We start from the raw sequence: 24,128 nt of genomic DNA on the forward strand, positions 1-24,128 counted from the left end.
CTTCGGCCGAGCCTCAACCGGACTCTGCTGCTCCCTCTCCTGATGGAGACCACAAAAAGCCCAATTTCTGCCCTAACTGTGGCGTGAAAAACGAAGGAGCTAACTTCTGTCCGAATTGTGGCCAGAAACTTTGAACGTGTAGCCCATGAGGTCGGCCAACAAATAGATGGTCGTTGGATTGCATTTGGAATTAAAGAAAGCAGTGCATCAATGGAGTGAAAAATTCACTCTAGCAAGGATTGCCCATCTGAAAAACCGCTCATTGAGCGGTTTTTTTGTCACTATAAAGGATTGAAACATGTGGGCAGGATAAGGTACTATAGTTGTATAGTATATATTTATATTAATTAATTAGTTTTTCATTAACAAAATATATGTATAGGAGCAACGAAGATGACCAAATTCCAAGATCAAATCATTGCGCGGTACAAGTTTGATGATGAGGGGAATGTCGGCAAAGATAGCTCAGGGCAAGGTAATGACGGGGTTGCTTCCGGCACAGTAGTACCAACAATCTCCAATGCCAGCGGCAGAATGGCTTTAACGCTAGAGGGAGGTCCTAATGGTACATCGTATATACAGCTTCCTTCTGATCTGCTTAAAGATGTAAGCGATAACACGGGTGTCACGGTGACTGCTTGGGTAAGCTTCGGCAAATTCATTGATATGTGGGAACGTGTTTTTGACTTTGGCAAAGCCCATACAGGGCCCTATATGTTCATGACACGGAATCTGCGCGGGACTCTTTTCGCCGAGGCAGATCTGGCTGTAGATCCGGGGAGAGGCTTTGTGCGAGATGAGTGGATGCACATAGCCATGTCCGTGTTCGGTACAAAAGGCGGTACATTAAGCAGTGCGGGTCCGGTTGTGTATGTGAACGGCGAGGTCGTAGCGGATGGCTCCATCAGCCAAACCTCCAGCGGCAACTATGCCAAGCTGCGCAGATGGTTTGAGACGTTTACAGATTCGTCCAACTACAGCAACAATTTTATCGGTCGTTCCCAGCATGCAGCGGATGTGGATTTTTCCGGTTTCCTATCGGACTTTCGCGTGTACAAAGAGGGTTTATCAGCAGACGAAGTCATTGAAGTCATGTGCGAGTCATTGACAGACGAAGAGGTTGTGAAGCTCGCCAAAGATAAATATTTGTCCTTCCCTACGACGATTGTAACCAAGGACTTGTCCCTGCCAACGGTCCTCATGGGCGGTAGAGTAGAAGTGACCTGGAAATCCAGCCACCCTGAGACACTCTCTGACAACGGTCAGGTTCAGGCAATTACCTCCGCACAGGGGGTGACCATTACAGCCTTTTTGACGAAGGGACTAAGCCGTATTGAAAAAAGCTTTGAAGTATCCGTCCTTCCAGAACAGCTACCTCCTTACACTATGACCATTCATGGAAATAGGGAAGTCATGGATATCAGTGAAGTGATGTACGGCTTGTTCTACGAAGATATCAATAATGCAGCGGATGGCGGAATTTATGCGGAGCTTGTTCAGAATCGTTCCTTCGAGTCCTTCGTGTTTGATACCTATTCCCATGCTTCCGGTGAATGCGGCTGCTCTACGGGGCGTAACCGTAACCCTTTGTTTGCCTGGTCTGGTGATACGGACAAGATGACTCCGCAAAATAGCGGCGGATTAAATGAATTTTTAGGTGCTAAAGACAAAGATGTGAACTCTTATTATGTGACGGTAGCGGATGGTGCGACTATTCGGAATAAGGGCTTTTCGGATTCTAACCAGAATTGCGCCATGTCTATCCAAGCGGGTGACAAGTATGATTTCACCATCTGGGCGAAGGCCGAGTCGGCAGGCACGATCACGATACAACTGCAAGATGCAAATGAGAAGGCCATTAGTGAGTTGGTAACCATACAGGTGGAAAGCGGCAACACGTGGAAGAAGTACGGCATAGATTCCAGGCTTGTGCTGACAGGCACGGCTACGGTTCTGGGGCAACTGGCGCTGACGTTTGACGGGGACATTTCGATGGATATGGTTTCCTTGTTCCCACAGGATGTGTGGGGTGCAGGGGAGGAGACGCGATCCCCATCGGCACACGTCAACTTCCAAGGGAATTCCAACTATAGACTGAGAAAAGATCTGGTGAACGCGTTGGTCGATATGCATCCAAAGTTCCTGCGTTTTCCGGGCGGTTGTATCTCTGAAGGTTCGTTTATTTGGGAAAACGTATATGACTGGAAGGAATCTATTGGTGATATCGAGCTGCGCAAGGAAAACTTTAATGTATGGGGCTATATGATGACCATGGGCCTTGGTTATATGGAGTATTTCCAGTTGGCCGAAGATCTGAATGCAGCTCCGCTTCCGGTTATGGCCTGCGGCGTTCTCTGCCAAGCTCGTTCCGATTATGCTCATCCGGCTGGAGGCGCATTAAGAGAGTACTATATCAAGAACTTCACAGACCTGATCGACTTTGCGATTAATGTGGATTTCGAGAACAATGAATGGGCCGCCATGCGTAAAAAAATGGGCCATGCAGCTCCGTTCGATCTGCACTATCTGGGTGTAGGGAACGAAAATTGGGGCGTCGAGTTCTTTGCCAACTTTGAAGTGTTCAAAACGTCTATTGATGCGTATATGGAGGAAAACTATCCAGGCTATGAGCTGCATATCCTCTCCACGGTTGGCGCTCAAGCAGATGACGATGCATATCAGCAGGGCTGGAAGTTCCTGAGTGGTAATATAACCGGTTCGGCTAAGGTCGCTTTTGCAGATGGTGCCCAAGTAACCGAGGAAACCGTGACATGGTATGAGAAGCAAAAAAATTACATGGACACCATTGCAGATGAGCACTACTACCGTTCCAACGAGTACCTGCTTCATAACGCGGACCGATATAATTATTACTATAGAGCGTATAACGCAGACGGCAGCGTAGACTGGAAGGAAACATCTAAGGTGTTCGTGGGCGAGTATGCGTCTACGGATAAAAATACATTGGCAGGCGCAGTAGCAGAGGCAGCGGTGATGACAGGCTTTGAAAATAACGCCGATGTCGTTCTGTTGGCTGCCTATGCGCCGCTGTTCAACAAGGTGCTGACGGACGGAACCTACAGATGGACGCCGGATTGCATCTGGTTCGATGACGAAACCGTGTGGTTCACACCGAACTACTATGTACAGCAGATGTATGCCAAATATTTGGGCAATAAAGTACTGGCGACCTCTTTTTCCACTTACAAAAACGGCAAGCCAATAGACCTCATTCCGCAGGGTGGAATCGAAATTGCGACAGGCAACGCCGAGGTGATCGTTAAGCGTGTGACCGTCACGTCCAACAAGGATGGCTGCGTGCTGCTGGATCAGGACTTTTCCCAGGAGTTGAATCCAGCTTGGCAGGTCATTCCGGGCTCCGTGGGATCTACGGTGGAGGCAGGCAAGGGGCTTGTCCTCCAAGCTCAAGCCAGCGGTCTGAACGGCCTGTACATTTTGGACGACCAATGGACGGATTATAAGGTGGAGGTTGTGGCTTCCCGCATTTCTGGCACGGACGGTTTTTATGTGGGTGCGGGTCTTACGGATATTTCCGCAGAGAAAAAGGACGTGGTCGAATATGCCGTTGGCTATGGCGGCAAGGCAACGGGCGTGAAGGTGTACAAGCAAGGGGTGGAAGGCTATACCTTAGGCGACTACTCTTCCAGTACAGCGGCAGGCAACCTGAGAGCGGCCAGCTATGAAGAGCTTGCTGATCATACCGATTACACCATAACGGTGAACTACGGTGGCGAAACGGGCAACAGCCTGATCTGCTCTTACACCGACGGAGAGACTACCAGCAAAGTGCTGGACTACAAGCTGGAGGCTTACAACAGAGATGTGTTCAACTCGGTGACCAAAGATGCGGAGCATGTATATGTGAAGCTTGTGAATGCCGATAACGTGGATAAGGCAATGCAGTTGAACCTTCAGGAATTGAGTGTGGAGTCCAGCGCCAAGCTGATTACATTAACTGGCGATGCTTCTCTGGTTCATGTACCTAATGTGAATAAAAAGAATGATGAGAAGGTTGTGCCTACTGAGCAGCAGGTTTCGCTCAGTAATAACGCGATCCTTCTGCAATTACCCGCTAATTCGGTGAATGTACTGATGCTGGATCTTAAAGCATAGGCAAACTGTGAGGCACGTAATCATGTGTAGAAAATTTGAAAAACCCGCTCACTGAGCGGGTTTTCTTTGGGTGAAACTAGTGTTAAAAAAGTCCTAGACCCCCGTGGTTTTAACGATGTAATCGAACGAGTTCATTATTCTAGCAGACGCTATATCCAAATATCATTGGCTGCCGTTAATTCGGACTCAGTCCCGCCAGTGTTAACTAAACCTCTAGGCTCCACCAGCATGATATGGCATTCCTTTTCGGCGAAAGGCTTGTGCTCGACTCCCCTTGGGACAATAAACATTTCGCCCTGGCAGATTTTCACCTGACCATCGCGGAAATCAATGAACATCTCCCCTTCGAGCACGATAAACACCTCGTCGGTATCTTGATGGTCGTGCCATACAAAATCCCCAACAATCTTGACGAGCTTAAATTGATAGTCATTCATTTCGCCAATAACTTTCGGAGACCAATGATCGTTGAACTTAGATAATTTCTCATTCAGGTTAATAGCTTGGTAATGGATACTATTTCCTCCGATTCTTTTACCTCCATTATACCATTAACGAGGTTTAGGTATTATGAAGATAATGCAGTCAGAATGTTGTCAGAAGAAAATAAAGTCCTGGACTGTCGCTGTTTTATTGAACTAACGTTCCCCGTTAAATTAATAACTCTATCTGCAATTTCCCTTACTGTCCATCATGTATTATGATTCTATAAAAAGGGAAGGGACTCTTCTGCCATGGAATTATCGAGGTCTCAGCAATTAGCTCAAGAGTATATAACAAATTACGCAAGAAGCCGCAAAAATGAGGTGGAGCAAACAATTAGGGAAATCCTTCAAATGTCCAGCATCGAGCTGAAGACATTTGAAGATGCTATCACTAAACTAAAATCTCATGCAAGAATTGCGCTGCACTTTCACCCAGATCGATTAGATCCGACCATGAAAAGCGTTGCTGAAGCACTACTTGAGCAGGGAATTTATAAAAGCCAGTTTGAGACTTTCCTATCGAATGGAAGTGTATCAGCATTTCCAGGTGGTGAACGTGACGTTTGGGAGAATAAAATGTTTGGCGGAGCGTACCAAATAAATGGCTCAACCAATAGCGAACGGCCCAAGTATGGGGCACTCAATGTCATGTTACATCCCGATGGACCTGCTCCACGTTTTGGATCATGCTATTTCCTTTTATCCACTGAGGTCTCTCATCGTTGCACTTATACTTATTTGGATTCTCACCAAGACTCCAAGGAAAAGGGGACGTATGAGGAATTTGACCTCATTTTGGCTGCTCTCATGAGGGATGCGTTCTATAGTGATTTTGCCATTGGTGAAAGAAATCTGACGGTTCGAAAGTTAATCGACCATATGCTTGTCAATCTTGAGAAACCATTCCAAAATCCATCAAACAAAGAGCCAAACCGAAATCTTAACCACTATATTGAAGCTCAGGTTCATGGTGACATTTTTCTTAAAGAAGACGTAACGATGCTTGTTGCCGATCCATCATTTAAGGGCACCCATACAGGACGAATCTTAGAACAGATATGTTTAAAGTATTCAGTTGATCTTTACTGGCACATGGGCTTTACACTTTTGGTTGATGAGGTTCCTATGAATTTTAGAGGTCCTTCGATGCCTTCACTAGCCAAAAGAATTGCGCAAAGTGATTTTATTGATGTAAATATGATTGGCTCTGCAGCTATGGACTTGAAACGAAATCCAAGTAATTGGAGCGATAGAGGAACCTACAGAGAAGTTCTGCAAGAATTAAAATTACTCTGGCATGTTTTAGTGAGATATGGAAAGCCAATGGAAAAGTGAACAATTTTCCGTGAAGATGGAGCAATTCTTACCCTTCTCTGTTCACCAATTCACGCGGGTTGATGCCGTCGTCTATGGTTAGCGGGATGCGTGCACCCTTGGCGATCTGCTCCCAAGGTACCATTTTAAAATTCTGATTCAGCTTTTTGCCGTTTTGAAGATTTTCATCATCTTGTACAACGAAGATACCGTGCGGGAAATTCTTGCCTAATCCATAGCCCAGAACATCAATACCGTCTGTAACAGAGGTACCGTCGACTGTAGGGCTGGCGCTGATCGTAAAGTTGCTTATATAAGCATTGTCGCCTTGCCGTTCATAGATCGCGTAGCTGCTGTTTCCTTGGCTGGAGGCCAAAAGGTACCCCTTGCCGTCTTTGCCGTAATACAGCGTAAGTCCCTCTATATCGTCCTGGAGTCTACGTCCGTCTGCAATATCAACACGTCGCAGCGGCTCGGAAGAACCGTCTGGCTCGGCATTATACTTCCAAATCGCGTGATCCTCTTCAGCGATGTAGACTGTGCCATATTCATCATCAGCCACCATGCCCTCGGATTGCGTAGCGAGCTTGAACTGGCGGACCAGCTTACCAGCTACTTTACCATTTCCGTTGTCTGTCAGCTCATATTGTTCAAATTCCCCCTCTTTGCCCAACACGAGAGCGTAAAACTTATCTGTCTTGAGGCTATGGTACAAGCTGAAACCGTACACTTCTTTCATAGATGATTTAATAGGCTGGCCAACCACGTTGGTTAACGTTCCTGATACGCCGTCAATAGCAAAGATATCAACGGTGTTGTTGGTGCGATTGGTTGCTCCTGCAATATCAATCTTTTTGCCGCCCAGTGTAAAACCGTAACGGATATCCACATTGTTCATTTTGCCGACCTTATAGTTCTGTAATTGCTTGCCTTGCAAATCATAAACCAAAATTCCGCCGCCTTTATTGGTCGCTACAAGTCTGCTTTTCTCCGGGTCAGTCGGATTCAGCCAAATCGCAGGATCGTCGGCAGCGTCATCTCCATCCTCCACGGCTTCTGTCTCGGCAGTAGGGGTAACCTTATATGTAGGAACTGCGTCTTTGGGATCCGTATATTTGCTGTTTTCTGTCTCAAGCGTGGTAAGAAGTTTTGTAGGAAGATAAATATTTCCACCGACCATCTTAATTTCACGATCTGCTTCCCCCGTTTGGCCAGCTAGGCGATATTGCTTTTCACCGACTGTAAAGGTTCCGACGATGCCATTTTTCAGCTTTACCAAAGCAGATTTGTCGTCACTGTCCCAGGTAATGGCTGCCCCCATTTTGTCTGCCTGTGTTCGTAGCGGTGCATACCCGGATGGCTGAACCTCTGCCGCACTGGTCATTCCGGTAGGTAATACCAAACCCCCTGTCAAAATCGTCAATAAAGCTAGTTTACTTGTCTTCATATGTATACCCCTTTTCATGAAGTAGGATCTTATAACTGATTTAGTGTAAAGGAGTAACATAAGAAGAGTACGATGAAAATGTAAAGGAAATGTAATGTAATGCCTATACATTTTACGATTTAATTCGTCGGCTTCCAGTATTGTTGTCTATAGTTTTTCGGGGACATCCCAAATTTTTGTTTAAAGCATTTGGAAAAATAGCTGGCTTGGGAGAACCCCGTTTCCTCTGTAATTTGCTGGACGGACCAGTCGGTTTGCAGCAAAAGACTGCGCCCCTGATCCAGCCGGTAATCCATTAAATATTCAAGCGGCGTACGGTGAAAAGCGACCTTCATGCATCTGGCGAGATAGTTCTGATGTACGTGAAAATGAGCCTCCAGGTCTTTATTAGTGATCGTATTTTTGTAATTTTGCTTTAAGTATATTTCGATCTGTTCTGCTAACTTGGAGGAACTGCTTTTATAATTCTCATCATATTCCAAACTCTGAAAAATATTCACAAACGTCTGTTGGGCCTCCCATAGGGCCAGCTTTCTGGGTTTTAAGGTAGAGGCTAGTAAGTAGTCTAATTTAGAAAACAGCTCATGGGGATTGATTAGTTTTTGAAATTTGGGTAAATGGATAGTTGTGTGCTCAGAATGAAAATGCAGCTCGGGTATGGGTGAGCTTGGTGTAATCAGATTGGGTGAGGCTTGCGCGCACCACATACTACTGGCTTGAAAATGAAACCAGTAAAAGGAGGTTTGTTCTGTACATGCCTCAATGGGAAAATGGTGTTTATCCGGTTCAAGAATCAGTGCGTAATTTTCAGCTACCTTCCATGCTTCATCCTCTTCGCCAATGTGCAGCAGTCCTTCTTTGATGATAATAACGTCAAAATAGCCTAGGTTATAACGATTCGGGTGCCAGTCCCCTTTTTGGTATGTAGTAAAATTCCCCTCAATGAAATAAGGCAATGGAGGGACAAGAAAAGATAGAAAGTTTGTTTTGCTCATGGAAGTCAGCTCCTTTGTGTGTGAAATCGTATAACTTTTAGTTAAAGATTGCGATTTTTTTTATAAATTCAGGTTGATAAAATAAGGACTGTAGCAAGGGAAGCTCAGGTTAGCTTGGTCGGGTATGTATCATTACTTTATCCTTATTTTTTTAAAAATGAAAGCGTTCTATTTTCGGGAAGGGATGTTTATCCAATGAAAACAGCTAAGCCAGTAAAACATGTCGTCGTTGAGGATTCATTTTGGAAAAAGTATAAGCAGGTTGTGGCGGAAGAGGTCATTCCTTATCAGTGGAAAGCATTAAATGATGAGTTGCCAGATACAGAACCCAGTCATGCGATTGAAAACTTTAAAATTGCGGCTGGTGAATCCAGCGGAGAGTATTATGGAACCGTTTTCCAAGATAGTGATATTGCAAAATGGCTGGAAACGGTGGCGTTTAGTTTAAGGGATCATCCGAACCCTGCACTTGAAGAACGGGCGGATGAAGTGATTGCGCTGTTGGGAAGAGCTCAAGCTGAAGATGGCTATTTGAATACGTATTATTTGCTGAAAGAGCCCAACAATCGTTGGACCAACTTGCGCGATAACCATGAGCTATATTGTGCGGGACATTTTATAGAAGCGGCGGTTGCCTATTACGAAACGACAGGCAAAACGAAGTTTCTGCACATTATGGAGAAATACGTGGACCTGATTCAGCAGATTTTTGGTACGGAAGAGGGAAAACGAAAAGGCTACCCTGGGCATGAAGAAATCGAGTTGGCTTTGATCAAATTATACGACGTAACTGAAAAGGATCAATATCTCAAATTAGCGCAATATTTTATTGAACAGCGAGGGCAGCACCCGATTTATTTTGAAGAGGAACGAGAAAACAGAAAACAGATTCAAACAGAGCCTACCTGGAATGATGATAACAACATCAATTTTGGCTTAGGTTTCGAATACCAGCAGGCACACCAACCTGTCCGGGAACAAACGGAGGCTGTGGGTCATGCGGTAAGAGCAGTGTATTTATATATTGCGATGGCAGATTTGGCTGCGAAAACAGGAGATGCCTCCCTTTTAAAAGCCTGTGAAACGCTGTGGGATGATGTGACGAGCCGAAAAATGTACATTACCGCTGGCATCGGATCTTCTGTAAACGCGGAAGCGTTCACTTGCAACCATGATCTTCCGAATGACAGCATGTACTGTGAAACCTGTGCTTCTGTAGGGCTGGCCTTTTGGGCCAATCGTATGCTGCGCTTAGCACCAGACCGGAAATATGCCGATGTGCTGGAGCGTGCGCTGTACAATGGAACAATTAGTGGGATGGATCTGGATGGTAAACGATTTTTCTACGTCAATCCACTGGAAGTGAATCCTTTTCAAAAATCCAGAAAAGATCAGGAGCACGTGAAAACAGAACGGCAAAAATGGTTCTTCTGCGCGTGCTGTCCCCCTAATTTGGCGCGTATGATCGCATCGGTCGAAGACAATATATACACCCAAACCAAGGATACATTGTATACACATCTGTATATTGCAGGCAAAGTGAACCTTACATTGTCCGGTCAAGAGGTGGAAATTACACAGACTCATCATTATCCATGGGATGCGGACCTGAACTTTTTGCTTCATGTAGCAGAGCCGACTTCCTTTACATGGGCACTTCGGATTCCGGGGTGGTGCAAGCAGGCAGAGGTGAAGGTGAACGGCGAAACCATTTCATTACACCATCTGGAAAAAGGCTATGTAGAGATTCAGCGTACCTGGAATGATGGTGATGTGGTAACCCTGCATCTGGCTATGCCTGTTGAACGGATTCGGAGCAATCCTCTTGTCTCCATGAATCAGCAGCAGGTCGCTCTCCAACGTGGTCCAATCGTGTTTTGTCTGGAAGAAGTGGATAACGGGGAGAACCTGGCGGGATTAAGATTGCCCAAGGACAGTCTCATTACGGAAGAGTTTAGCGAAAACCTGCTTGGTGGAATTGTAAAGCTGACGACAGAGGGTTATCGGGTGAAAAGCTCGACTGCATTATATAGCTCGGAGCCCCCAGAATTGGTTTCTCAACAAATCACCGCAATTCCTTACTACGCCTGGTGCAACCGGGATAAAGGAGAAATGCGTGTTTGGGTTTATGAATCATAATTCATTCTTATGGGGAGAGAAGAGATCATGAGCACGAGAATTGTGAGTACGGAACCACCCGAGAAAATAGCCAGCACCGTTCCTTTTCATCGTAAAATCAGTTATTCATTAACGGATACAGCGGGCAATCTTTTATACTGTGTTATTTCCAGCTATCTATTGTATTTTTATACGGATGTATTCGGTCTTTCTATTGGGATTGCCGGGACGCTGCTTTTTATCACCCGCTTTATTGATGCCATTGATGCCCCGATCTGGGGCATCCTGATTGACCGGACCAAGTCAAAATACGGGCAAAGCCGACCTTATTTTCTATGGTTATGTATTCCGTTTGCGGTGTTCATGGTTCTTACGTTCACAACACCCAACTGGAGTGAGTCTGGAAAAATTGCGTACGCGGCGATCACTTATATCATAGCCGGTATCCTGTATACAGGGATCAGTACACCCATTACGTCCATTCTGCCTAACCTGAGTACGAACTCTAACGAACGCGTCGTATTGAACTCCTTCCGTATGGTCGGGGGGAATGTGGGCTTCTTCATAGCTACGACGTTTACGTTGCCTCTGGTGGCCTTCTTTGGACAGGGGAATGATCAAAAAGGTTTTTCGTTAACGCTCGTTTTATTTGGGATCATGGCCGTTATCATGTTTTTGATAGCGTTTGCCGATTTGCGTGAAAATGCAGCGGTTAAAACCAAGTCGGTTCCAATTGCCAAGAGCTTTGCGGCTATTAAACGAAACTGGCCCTGGATGCTCGTCGTAGCTGCTAACCTGTGCTATTGGATTGGCTTGAATATCCGTTCAGCAACGCTTATCTTTTATCTGCAATACAATCTGGACAGCAAGGACCTGGTTCCTTTAATCAACGGACTGACCTCTTTACAATTGATCTCGATGGTTCTGATTCCGTTTTTCGCCAGAAAATTAAGTAAAAACAGCATCATGATTATTGGATTGATTTTGGCTGCACTGGGTCAGGTTGTGATTTTAATGGGCAGTACAGACTTAACCCTCATTATTATCGGTTGGATTATTGGTGCGTTAGGATCAGGCTTTGCATGTTCTATGCCGTTTGCAATGTTATCAGATACAGTCGATTACGGGGAATGGAAGAATGGCATTCGGGCAAGTGGTTTCCTGACTTCTATTGGAAGCGCATTCTGTATTAAAGCGGGTAGTGGAATCGGCGGATTATTACCAGCATGGATCATGGGCAGCACGGGCTATATCGCCGGGAAAGTTCAAACCCCTACTGCGTTGTCCGGAATTCAGTTCAGCTTTATCTGGCTACCGTTTATCATCTTCCTGATCGGCATCATTCCTATGTTCTTTTATAAAAAATTTGAAAAGAACGAAGTCTCCATTCAACAGGATTTAATTGCGAGAAGATAATTTAAATACACGTAACAAGGATTTAATAACCTTATGAAAGGGGTTTAATTTCACTTAAAAACCTGTTCACTGAGCTGAGCAGGTTTTTGTGTTTTTTCTATTTTAAATGTGAGTAAAACTATTGACAGGATTTTCTTTTGGAGTGATACTTCTATGAAAGCTCTTCTGTTGAAGGTTTTTTTTCAATTTGATAAAAAGAATGTGATGATATGAGTCAACTGAGTGTAAGAACGAGAACCCATGGCTTTCTGAACAGGTATTTTTCGGGCGAGTCTATTGATTATCGACAAATTATTGCTTTATTTATTCCTCTATTGATCGATCAGGCTTTTATAGTGGGCCTTAATTTGGTAAATACGGCCATGATTAGCTCGTCGGGTATGGCGGCGGTCAGTGCGGTGAATATGATTGACTCCCTGAATATTTTTCTGATAAATGTGTTTGTTGCCGTGTCCACCGGGGGGACGGTTGTGGTTGCGCAGTATAAGGGGAGCGGTAACGACCTCATGGTCTCTAAGGCTGCATCCGGCACCATTTCCTCCGTTTCCTTGCTGGCGCTGGCTATCAGTTTGTTTATGATCGTGTTGTACAATCCGATTTTAAGTGTTCTGTTTGGCTCCGCCTCGCCGGATGTATTAGCTAACGGTAAGGTGTATCTGCTGGGAAGCTGTATGTCTTTCGTTGGGATTGCAGTAGTTGAGGCGGTGTGTGGAGCGCTGAGGGGAATAGGCAAGACGAGGGCATCGCTGGCGCTTTCTCTGATCATGAACCTTTCGTACGTTCTTTTAAATGTAGTATTCATTAATGTATTGGACATGGGTGTGCTGGGCATGACGATTGCAGCCAATGTGTCCAGATACGCAGGGGCAGTTTGTGCATTAATCTATTTGGTCAGGGTAGATGACGACCTGCGTGTTCAGCTTAGAGATATGCTTTATTTTAATCTAGCCATGCTTAAAAAAATTTTGTTCATCGGGCTTCCATTTGCAGCAGAGCAGATGTTTTTCAATGGGGGTAAAATTTTAACCCAAATTTTCATTGTGAGCCTTGGAACAAATGCGTTGGCGACGAATGCTATTTGCTCATCACTGGCTAACGTGTTCCAAATTCCTGCGAATGCTCTGGCGCTTACGATTGTGACCGTGGTTGGTCAATGTATGGGGCGTCGAAATGTTGAGGATGCCCGCAGGTTTACCAAATCCTTTATCTGGCTATCGTCTTTTTCTTTTATTGTAATGGGCCTCATTCTTATGCCTTTGTTCAAGCCCATGGTGGGTCTGTTTCATCCGCCTGCTGAAATCGTAGATGACATTTTCATTGTCATACTGATTAATACGTTAGCCCAGATCCCGCTCTGGTCCATTGCCTTTATCATACCCTCTGCGCTTAGAGCAGCAGGTGATTCGAAATTTACGTCTCTCACCTCGATGCTGTCCATGTGGTTGTGTCGGGTGGTGCTGGGTTATATTTTGGGAATTGTGTTCAATCTGGGGATTGTTGGTGTCTGGCTGGCTATGGATATTGAATGGGGCGTGCGGGGGATCGTTTTCCTTTGGCGCTTCCGTGGAAATAAATGGGTCCAGCATCGTTTGATCGACTGAATAGGTCCACTACCATAAAATTGACTTCTGGATGAAGGCATTTTATAGTAGTGGATTTTTTTGTATAGTGAGCTGTGTCATTTTTTAATGTTTTCCAGTAGGTATCGCACTTCATATTAGAATCTGTAAGATATAATGTTGTTAGAACTAAAGGATGGAGTATCCGAGGTTTTATTGATATCAAGTGAGAGATTACATTTTAAAAAGGAGGACTGTATGTCGATTTATGAGTGGTATAAATGGAGAAATTGGAAACTACAGTATAAATTAATGATCATCTATATACCTCTTATTATCTTGCCCTCTGTGGTAGGTCTTACTATTTTAACAAACAGTTATAATCAAACATCACAAGATGTTATTAGTCATTATTCTAAAACAATAATCAATTTAACCAGAGATAAAATTGATACACAAATAACCGATTATAATGACATAAGTTTGAAACTATTTACAAAATCTGAAATTATTCGATTGTTTAAAGATATACCCGAAAATCAATTTGAAAGGCTGGGAATTCAAAGGCAATTGGAAGGAAATATTCGTCCTGCGATTGGGGAGATTGATATAAATAATATTATATCATGCGTTTTTGTAACGAAATCCGGACGTTTTGTGGTAGGTAATGATAGTACTGATTATTACAATGATAACGAACAGACATTTATTGATAATGTTGAAAAAAGTAATGGTGCGCCAGTATGGTCCAACCCTCGTGAATTTCATATTGGGAATCGAGAGGTGCAAGCTTTTCGTTTAGGCCGGGTCATAAAAGATGATAACTTTCAGCCGATCGGGATTGCTTATTTGGTTATAAATTCACGTTGGCTTCAGAATACTTTAACGTCATCCCAAGTTGGTTCAGGGGTAGAATTAGCTGTGAGAGATTCAAGGGATCAAGTAATCATTAAAAAAGAGATGCAGCTGGCCAAAACATCAGATAATACTCTCGATATCGTAGCTCAAATAAAGCAGAACGACTGGAGTGTTTTTGCTTCATTCTCGCTGGCGGAGCTTTATGGAACTGTACACCGTATGAGCGGTTTTGCGGTAGGGCTTATTGCTCTCTGTACTGTGATAGGGTTAGTAGCAACCTATATTGTTGTAACTGATTTAGTTATACCTATAAAACGACTTAGAGGAAATATGTACCAAGGCATAAAGGGAGTCCGGCCTCAATTGATGATAAAATTCAAGGGCGCAAGGGAAATTTGCGAGTTGAACGATTTGTTTATCTCATTCTTATACGAAATTTATAATTTGGTTGATGATGTGAAAAAAAATGAGAAGAAAAAACGAAAAGCAGAGCTAAAGCTGCTCCAGAATCAGCTCTCTCCACATTTTCTCTATAACACATTGAACTCCATACGATGGATGGCCCTTATTCGGAAACAGGATCATATCCGTGAAATGGTTGATGCTTTAACTCATTTATTGACCTATTCACTGCATAATGCAGAAGAACTGGTATTGCTAAAGGATGAATTGTCTGTTATGAAAGACTATGTGAAAATTCAAAAGGTCCGTTATCAAAATTTTCAATTTATCACTCATATAGAAGCCAAGCTGGAAAATGTAAAAATTCTAAAGTTTTTATTACAGCCGTTAATTGAGAATGCCTTGATTCATGGTTTATCTAGTATTGACAGACCTGGTGAAATTAAATTGTCCATTAAGGAGAATAATAATCAACTCATCATGCAGGTCATTGATAATGGAACGGGTATATCGAATGAACGTTTATCATCTATTCATGAAATATTGGCCGGAAAGAACGAGAATAATCACATCGGATTAAGAAGCGTGCAAGAGCGTATTCAGATGTATTATGGTTCTCAATACGGTTTGCAGATATTGAGTATGGAGGGCAGCGGAACTACCATGGAAATAACCATGCCGTTAATAACAGATGTGGGGGTAGAGACTCATGAGGAAAGTGATGATTGTTGATGATGAATCACTTGTTCGTATAGGATTTCAAACCGTCATGGACTGGGAAAATCACGGCTACCATGTATCTGGTGTTTACCGAAATGGTCTGGAGGCTTGGGAGGCGATAGAGCGAGAAGGTCCGCCGGATGTATTGCTGACAGATATTCGGATGCCTGAAATGGACGGACTGGAACTTATACGTCGAATTCGAGAGAACAACATCGTTATGAACATTTTAATCCTTAGTAGTCATGAGGAATTCCAATACTTAAGAACCTCTATACAACTAGGAGTCCAAGATTATATCCTGAAGCACTTGTTTGATCCTGATGAGTTAATTCAGACCCTCGACCAGTTGAATTATTCCAATGTGACAGAATCATCTATAGAAGAACAAATCGTTGTTGCTGATTTGGATTTAGAAAGACAACTGCTGCTGCGCGAAACGAGAACCTTATCGGGAATTATAATGAAGGGAACGGGTATAGAAGTTGCTCGTTATCCGAATTTACTGAAAAAATGGAATAGTAACGGGATCCACGGGTGTTGGGTTGCTATTAGAGCACTTCCTAGTCAGAACGGTTATTTAGATTCAGAATGTAAAGCCCTGGGTTATTTATTGCAGGAATTGATTGAACGGTTTAGTAAGAACGTTTACATCGGAATGGATCAAGATCTGTTCCATGTCCAATGTTTCCTTGAATCAGAAGCTGATATTTTGGACGATAAAATTTTTTCAGAAGTTTCAGATACGGTTCAACAAAACTTAAATATCCCTATTGTAATAGGTATGAGTGAAAGTGGAGCATTTTTAACAGAAATGGTAAAGATGCGCAAGCAGGCTGAAGACGCTGTGTGTAAGTCCTTTTATTGGGGTGCGGGAATATATCAATACGATTCTACACGTCCGATGATGAATATAGTGGCTTCAGAATGGGTGGATTTGAAAAAGAGGGCTTTAGAACTCTTGAAGGATAAACAACGGGATAGCATTTATATGTGGATGAGTGAAGTGGGAGAGCTGTTTGCAGAGAGGTATACACCAGAGGAGGCAGTCAGATTTCTTCAGATGGTGTATAGACAGTTTATTAAAATTAGAACGGAAACATTTTTAGTAGATCAGGATACTTTAGATCAGGAAATGAATCCTCTTGTACTTACTTATGAAATATCCGAATCGGTTTCTTCCTGGTCTGAGTTGTTTCGGATTACACGCGCTATGATGGAAGAGCGGGATCGCGTTTTTCTTCTTATCAAAAAGAGAATTCCCTGGCTAGAAGCAGTAATAACATTTATTCACGAGCATTATGCTGAATCGATTCGATTGGAAGATGCAGCGCAGATTACCAATTTCAATGCCAATTACTTTGGTCAGTTGTTTCGTAATGAGACTGGCTTTACATTCCTGGAATATGTTACTAAGGTTCGTATTGAGAAGGCAATGGAGTTGCTGGAGAATCCGAATCTTTCGACAGAGGAAATAGCGTCCCGAATCGGGTATCCTAATGCGAACTATTTTGTCAAAGTATTTAAGAAAATCACGGGGACTACCATATCAGAGTATCGGACTTTTCAAAAAAACTGAAGAATTAGCATTTTAAACTGAACAATTGGAATCAATCCAGCCTTCCTTCAATGGAAAGGCTGGATTTTTGTTTAACAAATAAAAAAAAGTGCTGGAGAAATGGAAGCGTAATCAAAATTTTGACCATGGGATTTAGAACTCATAAAGACTAACATAATAACAAGAACAACATGTCAATATTCCAAAAGGGGATTTATTATGAAAAGAAAAATTGGAAGCGTATTCCTGAGTGTAGTCATTGCTTCAGCTGTGGCGCTCGCCGGATGTTCAGACACAAGCTCAAAAAGTGAGGGAGCAAATGAATCCAATGCAGTAACTCTTCAAGTATGGGGCGATCAAGCCAACCAACCCGTAACTGAACAGGGATTCAAAAAAATCAATGAAATTTTTATGAAGAATAACCCGGGTATTCAGATAGATTTCCAATATACAGGAACGTTAGAGACTATAGATACTGCTGTAAAAGCTAACTCTTTGCCAGATGTCTTCTATGTACAGGGAAACAAAACGCCCAAAATGGATTTGTATGTAAAAAGCGGTGCTCTTCTTCCCTTGAACGATTATAAGTTGGATACAAGCCGTTATCCAAAAGAAGCTGTTGAATATGGAACAGTGGACGGAAAACTTTATACTTCGCCTCCTTCCTTTATGGATTCGCAATTAATGTATTACAACAAAGATATTTTTAGCAAATATAACCTGGAGGCTCCTAAGACTTTTGATGAATTTGTGAAAGTTGCCGAAACGTTAAAATCGAAAGGAATTACCCCTGTTGCTATGCCAGGCAAAGATGCTTGGTCCAGGTTGTGGATCGCATTTAGTCTACTGCCTGCGTTAGGTAATGATGCACTTCAAGCTGTTAATCATGGAAAAGGAGATTTCTCCGATCCTGGCATTGTTAAAGCGTTCCAAACGATTCGTGATTTTGCCGATCAAGGTTATTTTTCAAACAACCTGGGTTCCGTAGATGCTGCTGGAGCTCAGCTGGCTTTTACGAACGGAAAAGCAGCTATGATTGCAGACGGAACATGGAATAATTCAACTTACGAAAGTTCGATGAGCAATCTTGGACGTTTTTATATTCCAGGGACGGATGGTAAGAAAACGGCACCTCAAAGTTTGAGTAATTTAATGACCTACGCAGCTTCGGCAAATACAAAGCATCCGAAAGAAGCTGCGGAGTATATCAAATATCTAGCAAGCCAGGAAGCGCAGCAAATTTTTGCAACGGAAACGGGCGCAGTACCTATTATTGATGATATTAAGCCAAAAGATGAAGGTGTAAAGGAAATGGCTGCCTATGATGGCCTTGGAGATAATATTTATACGGTTTTGACAAATGTTTCGACTGACGAAGTCAAGCTCACTGATATCTTTTTAGAAGAAGTAATGCCTAAGCTGCTGACAGGCAAAATTACAGGGCAGGAAGCAGCAGAGATATTGAATGCTGCATTAGCAAAAACGAAATAAACTTTATGTAGAAGGGCTCGGTTCAGGCCGAGTCTTTCTATATCTTAGGGAGTGACGAAGCATATGCAATCCATAAAGAATACACCCAATTCACAATTTGGTGTTCAAACTGGAAAAGTATCATCCATCATTGAATGGCTTAAGAGACATCCATACATGTGGTTTATCGCACCGGGCTTCATCCTGTATTCCATGTTTGTCATTTATCCCATTGTTTCGGCGGCCATCATGAGTCTGTACTATTCAAACGGATTTGGAGATTCAAAATTTGTTGGTTTTCAAAATTATATTGAATTATTTACCACTAAAGAGCTGTATAGTCAATTTTTAAATGCCTTTAAGAATAATGTGTTCTTGTTTGTTTTAAATACTGTTCTTGTTTTACCTGCACAGCTGTATTTAGCCTATTTGATTCATACAAAGATACGTGGGTATCGTTTTTTTCAAACGATGATATTTGCGCCACAATTTATTACCTCGACGGTGGTCATTTTTATGGGGACATTAATTTTTGATCAAAATATCGGGATCTTTAACCATGTATTAACATTGGTGGGACTAGAGGATTGGGTACAAAATTGGTTGGGTATTCCAGGGAAAGAGATGTATGTCATATTTTTGATTAGTACCTGGAGTGGCATTGGTTTTAGCATGATTTATTTTATCGGAGCCATGAAAATGCTGCCTGAAGAAATTTTTGAAGCTGCATTTTTAGATGGAGCCGGCTATTGGGGCAGATTTTTTCATATTGTGATCCCGTTGCTTCGAACGAGCATCATTAATGTGGTGATTATTAGCTACATCTTTTCGATGACAGTGTTTGATTATAACTATATGCTAGGTGGCGTATCTGGAGGTACTGACCACTCAATGGACGTTATGACTCTCTTCTTCTATAGAGTTGCTTTTGGTTCTAACGGAGCTATGGGAGGAACCGTCAGTGCCAACTCCATAGGAATGGGAACTACGATTGCCTGTGTAATGTTTGTAGTAATCCTTATTGTGGCCCTGGTTCAACTAAAACTTTTGTCTGGTAAGGAGGAGAACTAATATGTTCCGAAGCGAACGGCAATATGTAAGCCAAGTCATCCTGTTTTTGTACTGTTCATTTACTGTATTTGTTCTAGGGTATTTAGTGTGGAACTCGTTTCGGACAAAGAAAGATGTTTTAACGAATACCATAGGATGGCCTAAGGAATGGAGCCTTCAAGCCTATATTGATATTTTCAAAGAGGACCATTTTCAATTTAACATCTTTAGTAGCGTTATCATTTTGGTCGGTGCCATTGTGCTTATCATTCTGCTTTCTTCCATGGTGGCATATGGACTAGGGATATACAAGTTTCGTTTTAGACAAGGAATCATGCTTTATTTTCTACTTGGATTAATGTTTCCGATGCAGTTGGGCATTGTACCCATCTTTTTGATTATTAAAAACATGGGACTGATGAATAGTGTGTGGGGAGTTATGCTGGTTATGGCAGCGGGAATTTCTACGCCTGTTCTTATGCTGACTCATTTTTTCGCAAAATCGCCCCGTGCCTTGTATGAATCGGCAAAGATAGACGGAGCTGGAGAATGGAAAATTTTTTGGAGAATTATGTTCCCGTTAGCATCTCCAATTATTGTAAGTTTGTGTATTGTCATTTCCGTAGGTATTTGGAATAACTTCTTTGTCCCGCTCGTCCTGTTGCAAAATGACAATGTAAAAACAATCCCTCTTGCTATCATGAAGTACACGAGCAATATCATGATGAATATGGATAGCGCTTTAGCCTCTTCTGTTCTTGCCACGATCCCTATCTTAATCGCGTTTTTCTTTTTGTCGGATCGAATTATTGAAGGTGTAGCTACTGGCGGTGTAAAGGAATAACCATCTAAGGATTTTATGTAGAAGGAGCTGTTAAAGAGATGCTAGTAAACTGGGAAGAGGAAGCTAAATGGATTTGGACTCCTGATTGGACAATGGATGATGAAAACAAGGTAGGAAGCTTCATTTATTTCCAAAAAACGTTTAATTTGGAAAACGGACCCCATCAAGCCGAAATCAAGGTGTCAGCGGATAGTCGATATCGGCTCTTTGTTAACGGAGTCTCTGTTAGCTTCGGTCCATGTAAAGGAGATCGTTTCACCTGGTATTATGAAACAGTTGATATTAGCTCATTTTTGAGGGCAGGAGAAAATGTAATAGCGGCTCAAGTCTTACGTTATTCGCCTATGCAGGATGGTAACGAGTCCGTGTGGAGAACACGTTTGGCTGGGTTATACGTACATGGCATCATCAGAGACTCTGCTGGTCATATGGTCAATCAACTCCATACGGATGAGTCTTGGCACTGCATGAAGGATACAGCTATTTCCCTTTCTCAGGGTATATATACCGTTTTTTTGGGTATTACGGAGGAGGTAGATGGATTAAAGCTTCCTTTTGAATGGAATGTAAGCGGATACGATGATGGTGGTTGGCTTCCTGCCTCCCCTTACCGGTTTGACACGTTACATGGTGCTCTGAAGCCTTGGGTGTTAACAGAAAGGGCAATTCCTTTGATGAAGGAGGAAAACCAACGATTTTCAAACGTTCAGAGAGTCATGGATTCGGAGGTTTCAAGTGATGCGTGGCTCGATCTGTTGTATCGTGATGTTCCATTGACGATTCCTGCTCACAGTAGGGTCATTGCTGAGTTGGATGCCGGGGAACTGACAACCGGATTTTTGCAGCTTGCCATGAGTCAGGGGGCAGAGACAAAAATCTCTTTGTTGTGTGCTGAATGCTATGAACAAGAGCCTAAACTGGTACCTTGGATGCGCGAAAAGGGAGACCGGACAGATAGCGAAACGGGCTCCTTATGCGGAGATTACGATATATATCGTGTAGCGGGAATGAGAGATAAATTTGAAACCTATGAACCGTTTTGGTTTCGGACATTTCGTTATGTACGTATTGAAATTGAAACCAAGGGACAACCACTCACGCTGCATCAGCTAGATTATCGCGAAACGGGTTATCCCCTTGAAGTCATTGGTCATTTTAATAGCTCAGATGACTTGTACTCGAAGCTATGGGATATTAGTTTACGGACGCTACAGCTGTGCATGCACGAGAGCTATGAAGATTGCCCTTATTATGAACAGTTGCAATATGCTATGGATACGCGCTCACAGATTCTATTTACGTATAATGTGTCGGGAGATGACCGTCTGGCACGGAAGACATTTTATGATTTCCATAGCTCATTGCTTCCTCAAGGGCTAACACAATCTCGCTATCCATCTTATGCGCCACAGGTTATTCCTGGCTTTTCGTTATATTGGATCCATATGCTTCACGACCATATGATGTACTACGGAGACGTTCAATTAATGAAGAGATACAGGTCTTCAGTAGATGCCGTATTAGACTACTATGACCGAATGCTTGATGAGCGTGGACTGGTTGGCGCAATGCCAAGCCAATATTGGTCGTTCATTGATTGGACAGATGAGTGGAAAGAATCATTTGGTGTTCCTACCGTCTCTCATCATGGGCCACTCACCATTCATAGTCTTATGTACGCGGCGGCCCTCCGCAAAGCTGCGGAGATGGCAGTCTTTGTAGGCAGGGAGGGAGTTGCTTCCGAATATAGGGAAAGAGCAGAACGTATCTGTACAGCTGTAGTTGCAAATTGTCGTTCAATAGGCAATTCGGGTATGTTTACCGATGGGCCAGGTGTAGAACTGTTTAGTCAGCAAACACAAATATGGGCTGTCTTGTCTGAAACGGTAAAAGGGGAAGAAGCGAAGCAGCTTATGGAAATCACGCTAGCAAACGATTCCATTCCTAAAAGCTCCTTTGCCATGTCATTTTACTTATTCCGCGCATTGGCAGCGACTAATCTGTATGATCGTGTACACTCACTATGGGAGCCGTGGAGAAAGATGGTTGATCAAAACCTGACTACATGGATGGAAGACACAGTGAGTCAACGAAGCGACTGCCATGGGTGGGGAGCCGTACCTCTTTATGAGTTCACCTCGGAAATTCTAGGCGTGCAGCCCGAGACACCCGGATATGGTAGCATTCGGGTTCGCCCAAGAGTAGATCATCTGACATGGGCAAAAGGACAGGTTGCTACTCCGAAAGGACAGGTAAAAGTAGAGTGGCACCGAAGTGAAGGGGAGTTTATAGTCCGGGTGGATGGACCGGAACAAACGCCATTGACGCTCATTTTACCTGACGGAAATATTCAACATTTTAAGAGTGCAGCATCTGTTCAATATATCTTGAAGCTATAGACGAGGATAACGAATTCAACTTTTATAAGTGGAGGAGCGGACAGCTATGAATATAAAACTGATTACGACCACCTATGAGGATGACCGCCAGAATACGGATCAGGAAAAGATAGATTTCTCGCCTGACCAAGGTGTGGAAATGAAGGTTGTGAATATCTATCCTGAAATGGCATATCAAACGTTTGATGGCTTTGGTGCAGCGATTACCGAGGCAGCAGGCCACACTTTTTCCTTAATGAGTGAGAAAAGCCAAAAGCACATACTGGATGCTTATTTTGGACCTAACGGGAACCGCTATAATTTACTTCGAACTCATATCGATAGCTGCGATTTTTCCTTAGGACAATATGCCGCATTGAATGATCCGGAGGATAGAGAGTTCCAATCTTTCTCGCTGGAGCGAGATGAACAGTATATTATTCCTCTTTTAAAAGAGGCGCAGCTAACAGCCGGTAAATCATTAAGCGTGATGCTGTCACCTTGGTCACCGCCTGACTTTATGAAAACCAATGGTCAACGAACCCATTGAGGGTCCTTGAAGCCCGAATATAGAGAATTCTGGGCTGATTATATTAGCCATTACATTAAAGAATACCGTAAAAAAGGCTTTGAAGTCGATATGCTGACCATTCAAAATGAACCCAATGCGGTACAAACATGGGATTCCTGCTTGTATACGGCCGAAGAAGAGAAAGAATTTTTACGCGATTTCTTATATCCTTCGTTAGTGAAAAATGGTTTACAGGATATCGAAGTTCATATTTGGGATCACAATAAAGAAAGAATGTTTGAACGGGCGTGTACGATCATTGATAAAGAGACAGATAAAATGGTCAGTGGAGTAGCTTTCCATTGGTATACAGGGGAGCATTTTGACGCCATACGGCTAGTCCATGAAAAATTTCCTGACAAGAAGTTAATATTTTCAGAGGGCTGCGTAGAATATAGCAGGTTTAGTTTGGCTGGACAGTTAGAAAACGCCCAAATGTACGCCTATGATATCATTGGGAATTTGAATGCTGGAATGACAGCCTTCATTGACTGGAATCTTATCCTCAATAAAGAAGGCGGTCCTAACCATGTAAACAATTTCTGTGATGCCCCGATTATGTGCGACACAGAACAGGATATCGTGCAAGAAAAGCTTTCTTTCACGTATATTGGCCATTTTAGCCGCTATATAGAGCCGGGAGCCAAGCGGATTGCTTCCACAAAATATACCGACAAGTTACATCTGGTATCCATGAAAAATCCTAATGGGTCCATTGTGGTTGTTTTGCTTAATCGTTCGAATGAAGAGGTGCCAGTAGCATTACGGATAGAAGGACAAGTCGTGGAGTTCTTGGTACCTGCAAGTTC

Annotated in this window: 16 protein-coding genes and 1 pseudogene; 14 read left to right on the plus strand and 3 right to left on the minus strand. The window is 43.0% G+C overall.

All coding sequences use genetic code 11. The features are described from left to right. Together C1I60_RS25395 and C1I60_RS07835 are read left to right on the plus strand one after the other, a co-directional pair. The coding region (locus C1I60_RS25395; RefSeq protein WP_252361632.1) for a zinc ribbon domain-containing protein at window positions 1–134 on the plus strand (134 nt) is incomplete at its 5' end. A 259-nt stretch (window positions 135–393) separates the two neighbouring features. Further along, complete coding sequence (locus tag C1I60_RS07835; RefSeq protein WP_137061218.1) at window positions 394–4,134, plus strand: alpha-L-arabinofuranosidase family protein; 3,741 nt, start codon at window positions 394–396, stop codon at window positions 4,132–4,134. A gap of 149 nt (window positions 4,135–4,283) precedes the next feature. On the opposite strand, the gene C1I60_RS07840 is transcribed toward C1I60_RS07835, so the two are convergent. Continuing rightward, entirely contained in the window at window positions 4,284–4,649 is a 366-nt protein-coding gene (locus tag C1I60_RS07840) for a cupin domain-containing protein (RefSeq protein ID WP_137061219.1), read from the minus strand. Between the two features lie 219 nt (window positions 4,650–4,868). Here C1I60_RS07840 and C1I60_RS07845 point away from each other — a divergent pair, with 219 nt between their 5' ends. Then, a complete protein-coding gene (locus C1I60_RS07845; RefSeq protein ID WP_137061220.1) occupies window positions 4,869–5,954 on the plus strand; it encodes a DUF3626 domain-containing protein in 1,086 nt (361 codons plus the stop codon). A 28-nt stretch (window positions 5,955–5,982) separates the two neighbouring features. On the opposite strand, the gene C1I60_RS07850 is transcribed toward C1I60_RS07845, so the two are convergent. After that, window positions 5,983–7,380 carry a phytase gene (locus tag C1I60_RS07850; RefSeq protein ID WP_137061221.1) on the minus strand — a complete coding sequence of 466 codons (1,398 nt, stop codon included), beginning with the start codon at window positions 7,378–7,380 and terminating at the stop codon, window positions 5,983–5,985. Window positions 7,381–7,499: 119 nt separating this feature from the next. Next, window positions 7,500–8,375: a helix-turn-helix transcriptional regulator gene (locus C1I60_RS07855; RefSeq protein WP_137061222.1), complete on the minus strand. Its 876-nt coding sequence runs from the start codon at window positions 8,373–8,375 to the stop codon at window positions 7,500–7,502. A 195-nt stretch (window positions 8,376–8,570) separates the two neighbouring features. Here C1I60_RS07855 and C1I60_RS07860 point away from each other — a divergent pair, with 195 nt between their 5' ends. The 11 genes and pseudogenes from C1I60_RS07860 to C1I60_RS25405 all read left to right on the plus strand — a co-directional run. Further along, window positions 8,571–10,514, plus strand: coding sequence for a glycoside hydrolase family 127 protein (locus C1I60_RS07860; RefSeq protein WP_137061223.1), 1,944 nt, complete (start codon window positions 8,571–8,573; stop codon window positions 10,512–10,514). Window positions 10,515–10,541: 27 nt separating this feature from the next. Further along, window positions 10,542–11,909 (plus strand): glycoside-pentoside-hexuronide (GPH):cation symporter, encoded by a 1,368-nt coding sequence (locus C1I60_RS07865; protein ID WP_137061224.1) that lies wholly within the window; start codon window positions 10,542–10,544, stop codon window positions 11,907–11,909. Between the two features lie 209 nt (window positions 11,910–12,118). Then, window positions 12,119–13,510, plus strand: coding sequence for an MATE family efflux transporter (locus C1I60_RS07870; protein ID WP_137061225.1), 1,392 nt, complete (start codon window positions 12,119–12,121; stop codon window positions 13,508–13,510). Between the two features lie 216 nt (window positions 13,511–13,726). Further along, window positions 13,727–15,460 carry a sensor histidine kinase gene (locus C1I60_RS07875; protein ID WP_170970760.1) on the plus strand — a complete coding sequence of 578 codons (1,734 nt, stop codon included), beginning with the start codon at window positions 13,727–13,729 and terminating at the stop codon, window positions 15,458–15,460. Next, window positions 15,438–17,027: a response regulator transcription factor gene (locus C1I60_RS07880; protein WP_137061227.1), complete on the plus strand. Its 1,590-nt coding sequence runs from the start codon at window positions 15,438–15,440 to the stop codon at window positions 17,025–17,027. The genes C1I60_RS07875 and C1I60_RS07880 overlap by 23 nt, the downstream gene beginning before the upstream one ends. Before the next feature lie 198 nt (window positions 17,028–17,225). After that, the gene (locus tag C1I60_RS07885) at window positions 17,226–18,497 is read left to right on the plus strand and encodes an ABC transporter substrate-binding protein (protein ID WP_137061228.1); all 1,272 of its coding nucleotides are present in this window, start codon (window positions 17,226–17,228) and stop codon (window positions 18,495–18,497) included. 63 nt (window positions 18,498–18,560) lie between these two features. Next, entirely contained in the window at window positions 18,561–19,547 is a 987-nt protein-coding gene (locus C1I60_RS07890) for a carbohydrate ABC transporter permease (RefSeq protein WP_137061229.1), read from the plus strand. A 1-nt stretch (window position 19,548) separates the two neighbouring features. Beyond that, window positions 19,549–20,370 (plus strand): carbohydrate ABC transporter permease, encoded by an 822-nt coding sequence (locus C1I60_RS07895; RefSeq protein ID WP_137061230.1) that lies wholly within the window; start codon window positions 19,549–19,551, stop codon window positions 20,368–20,370. Window positions 20,371–20,408: 38 nt separating this feature from the next. Next, window positions 20,409–22,769 (plus strand): alpha-L-rhamnosidase-related protein, encoded by a 2,361-nt coding sequence (locus C1I60_RS07900; protein ID WP_137061231.1) that lies wholly within the window; start codon window positions 20,409–20,411, stop codon window positions 22,767–22,769. Between the two features lie 235 nt (window positions 22,770–23,004). Then, window positions 23,005–23,892, plus strand: a pseudogene (locus C1I60_RS25400) (glycoside hydrolase family 30 protein); the annotation flags it as partial. Window positions 23,893–24,012: 120 nt separating this feature from the next. Then, window positions 24,013–24,128: glycoside hydrolase family 30 beta sandwich domain-containing protein (locus tag C1I60_RS25405; RefSeq protein ID WP_252361633.1), on the plus strand; the 116-nt coding region annotated here is incomplete at its 3' end.

It is taken from the genome of Paenibacillus terrae (genome assembly GCF_005217525.1).
In the GTDB taxonomy this organism is placed as follows: domain Bacteria; phylum Bacillota; class Bacilli; order Paenibacillales; family Paenibacillaceae; genus Paenibacillus; species Paenibacillus terrae_C.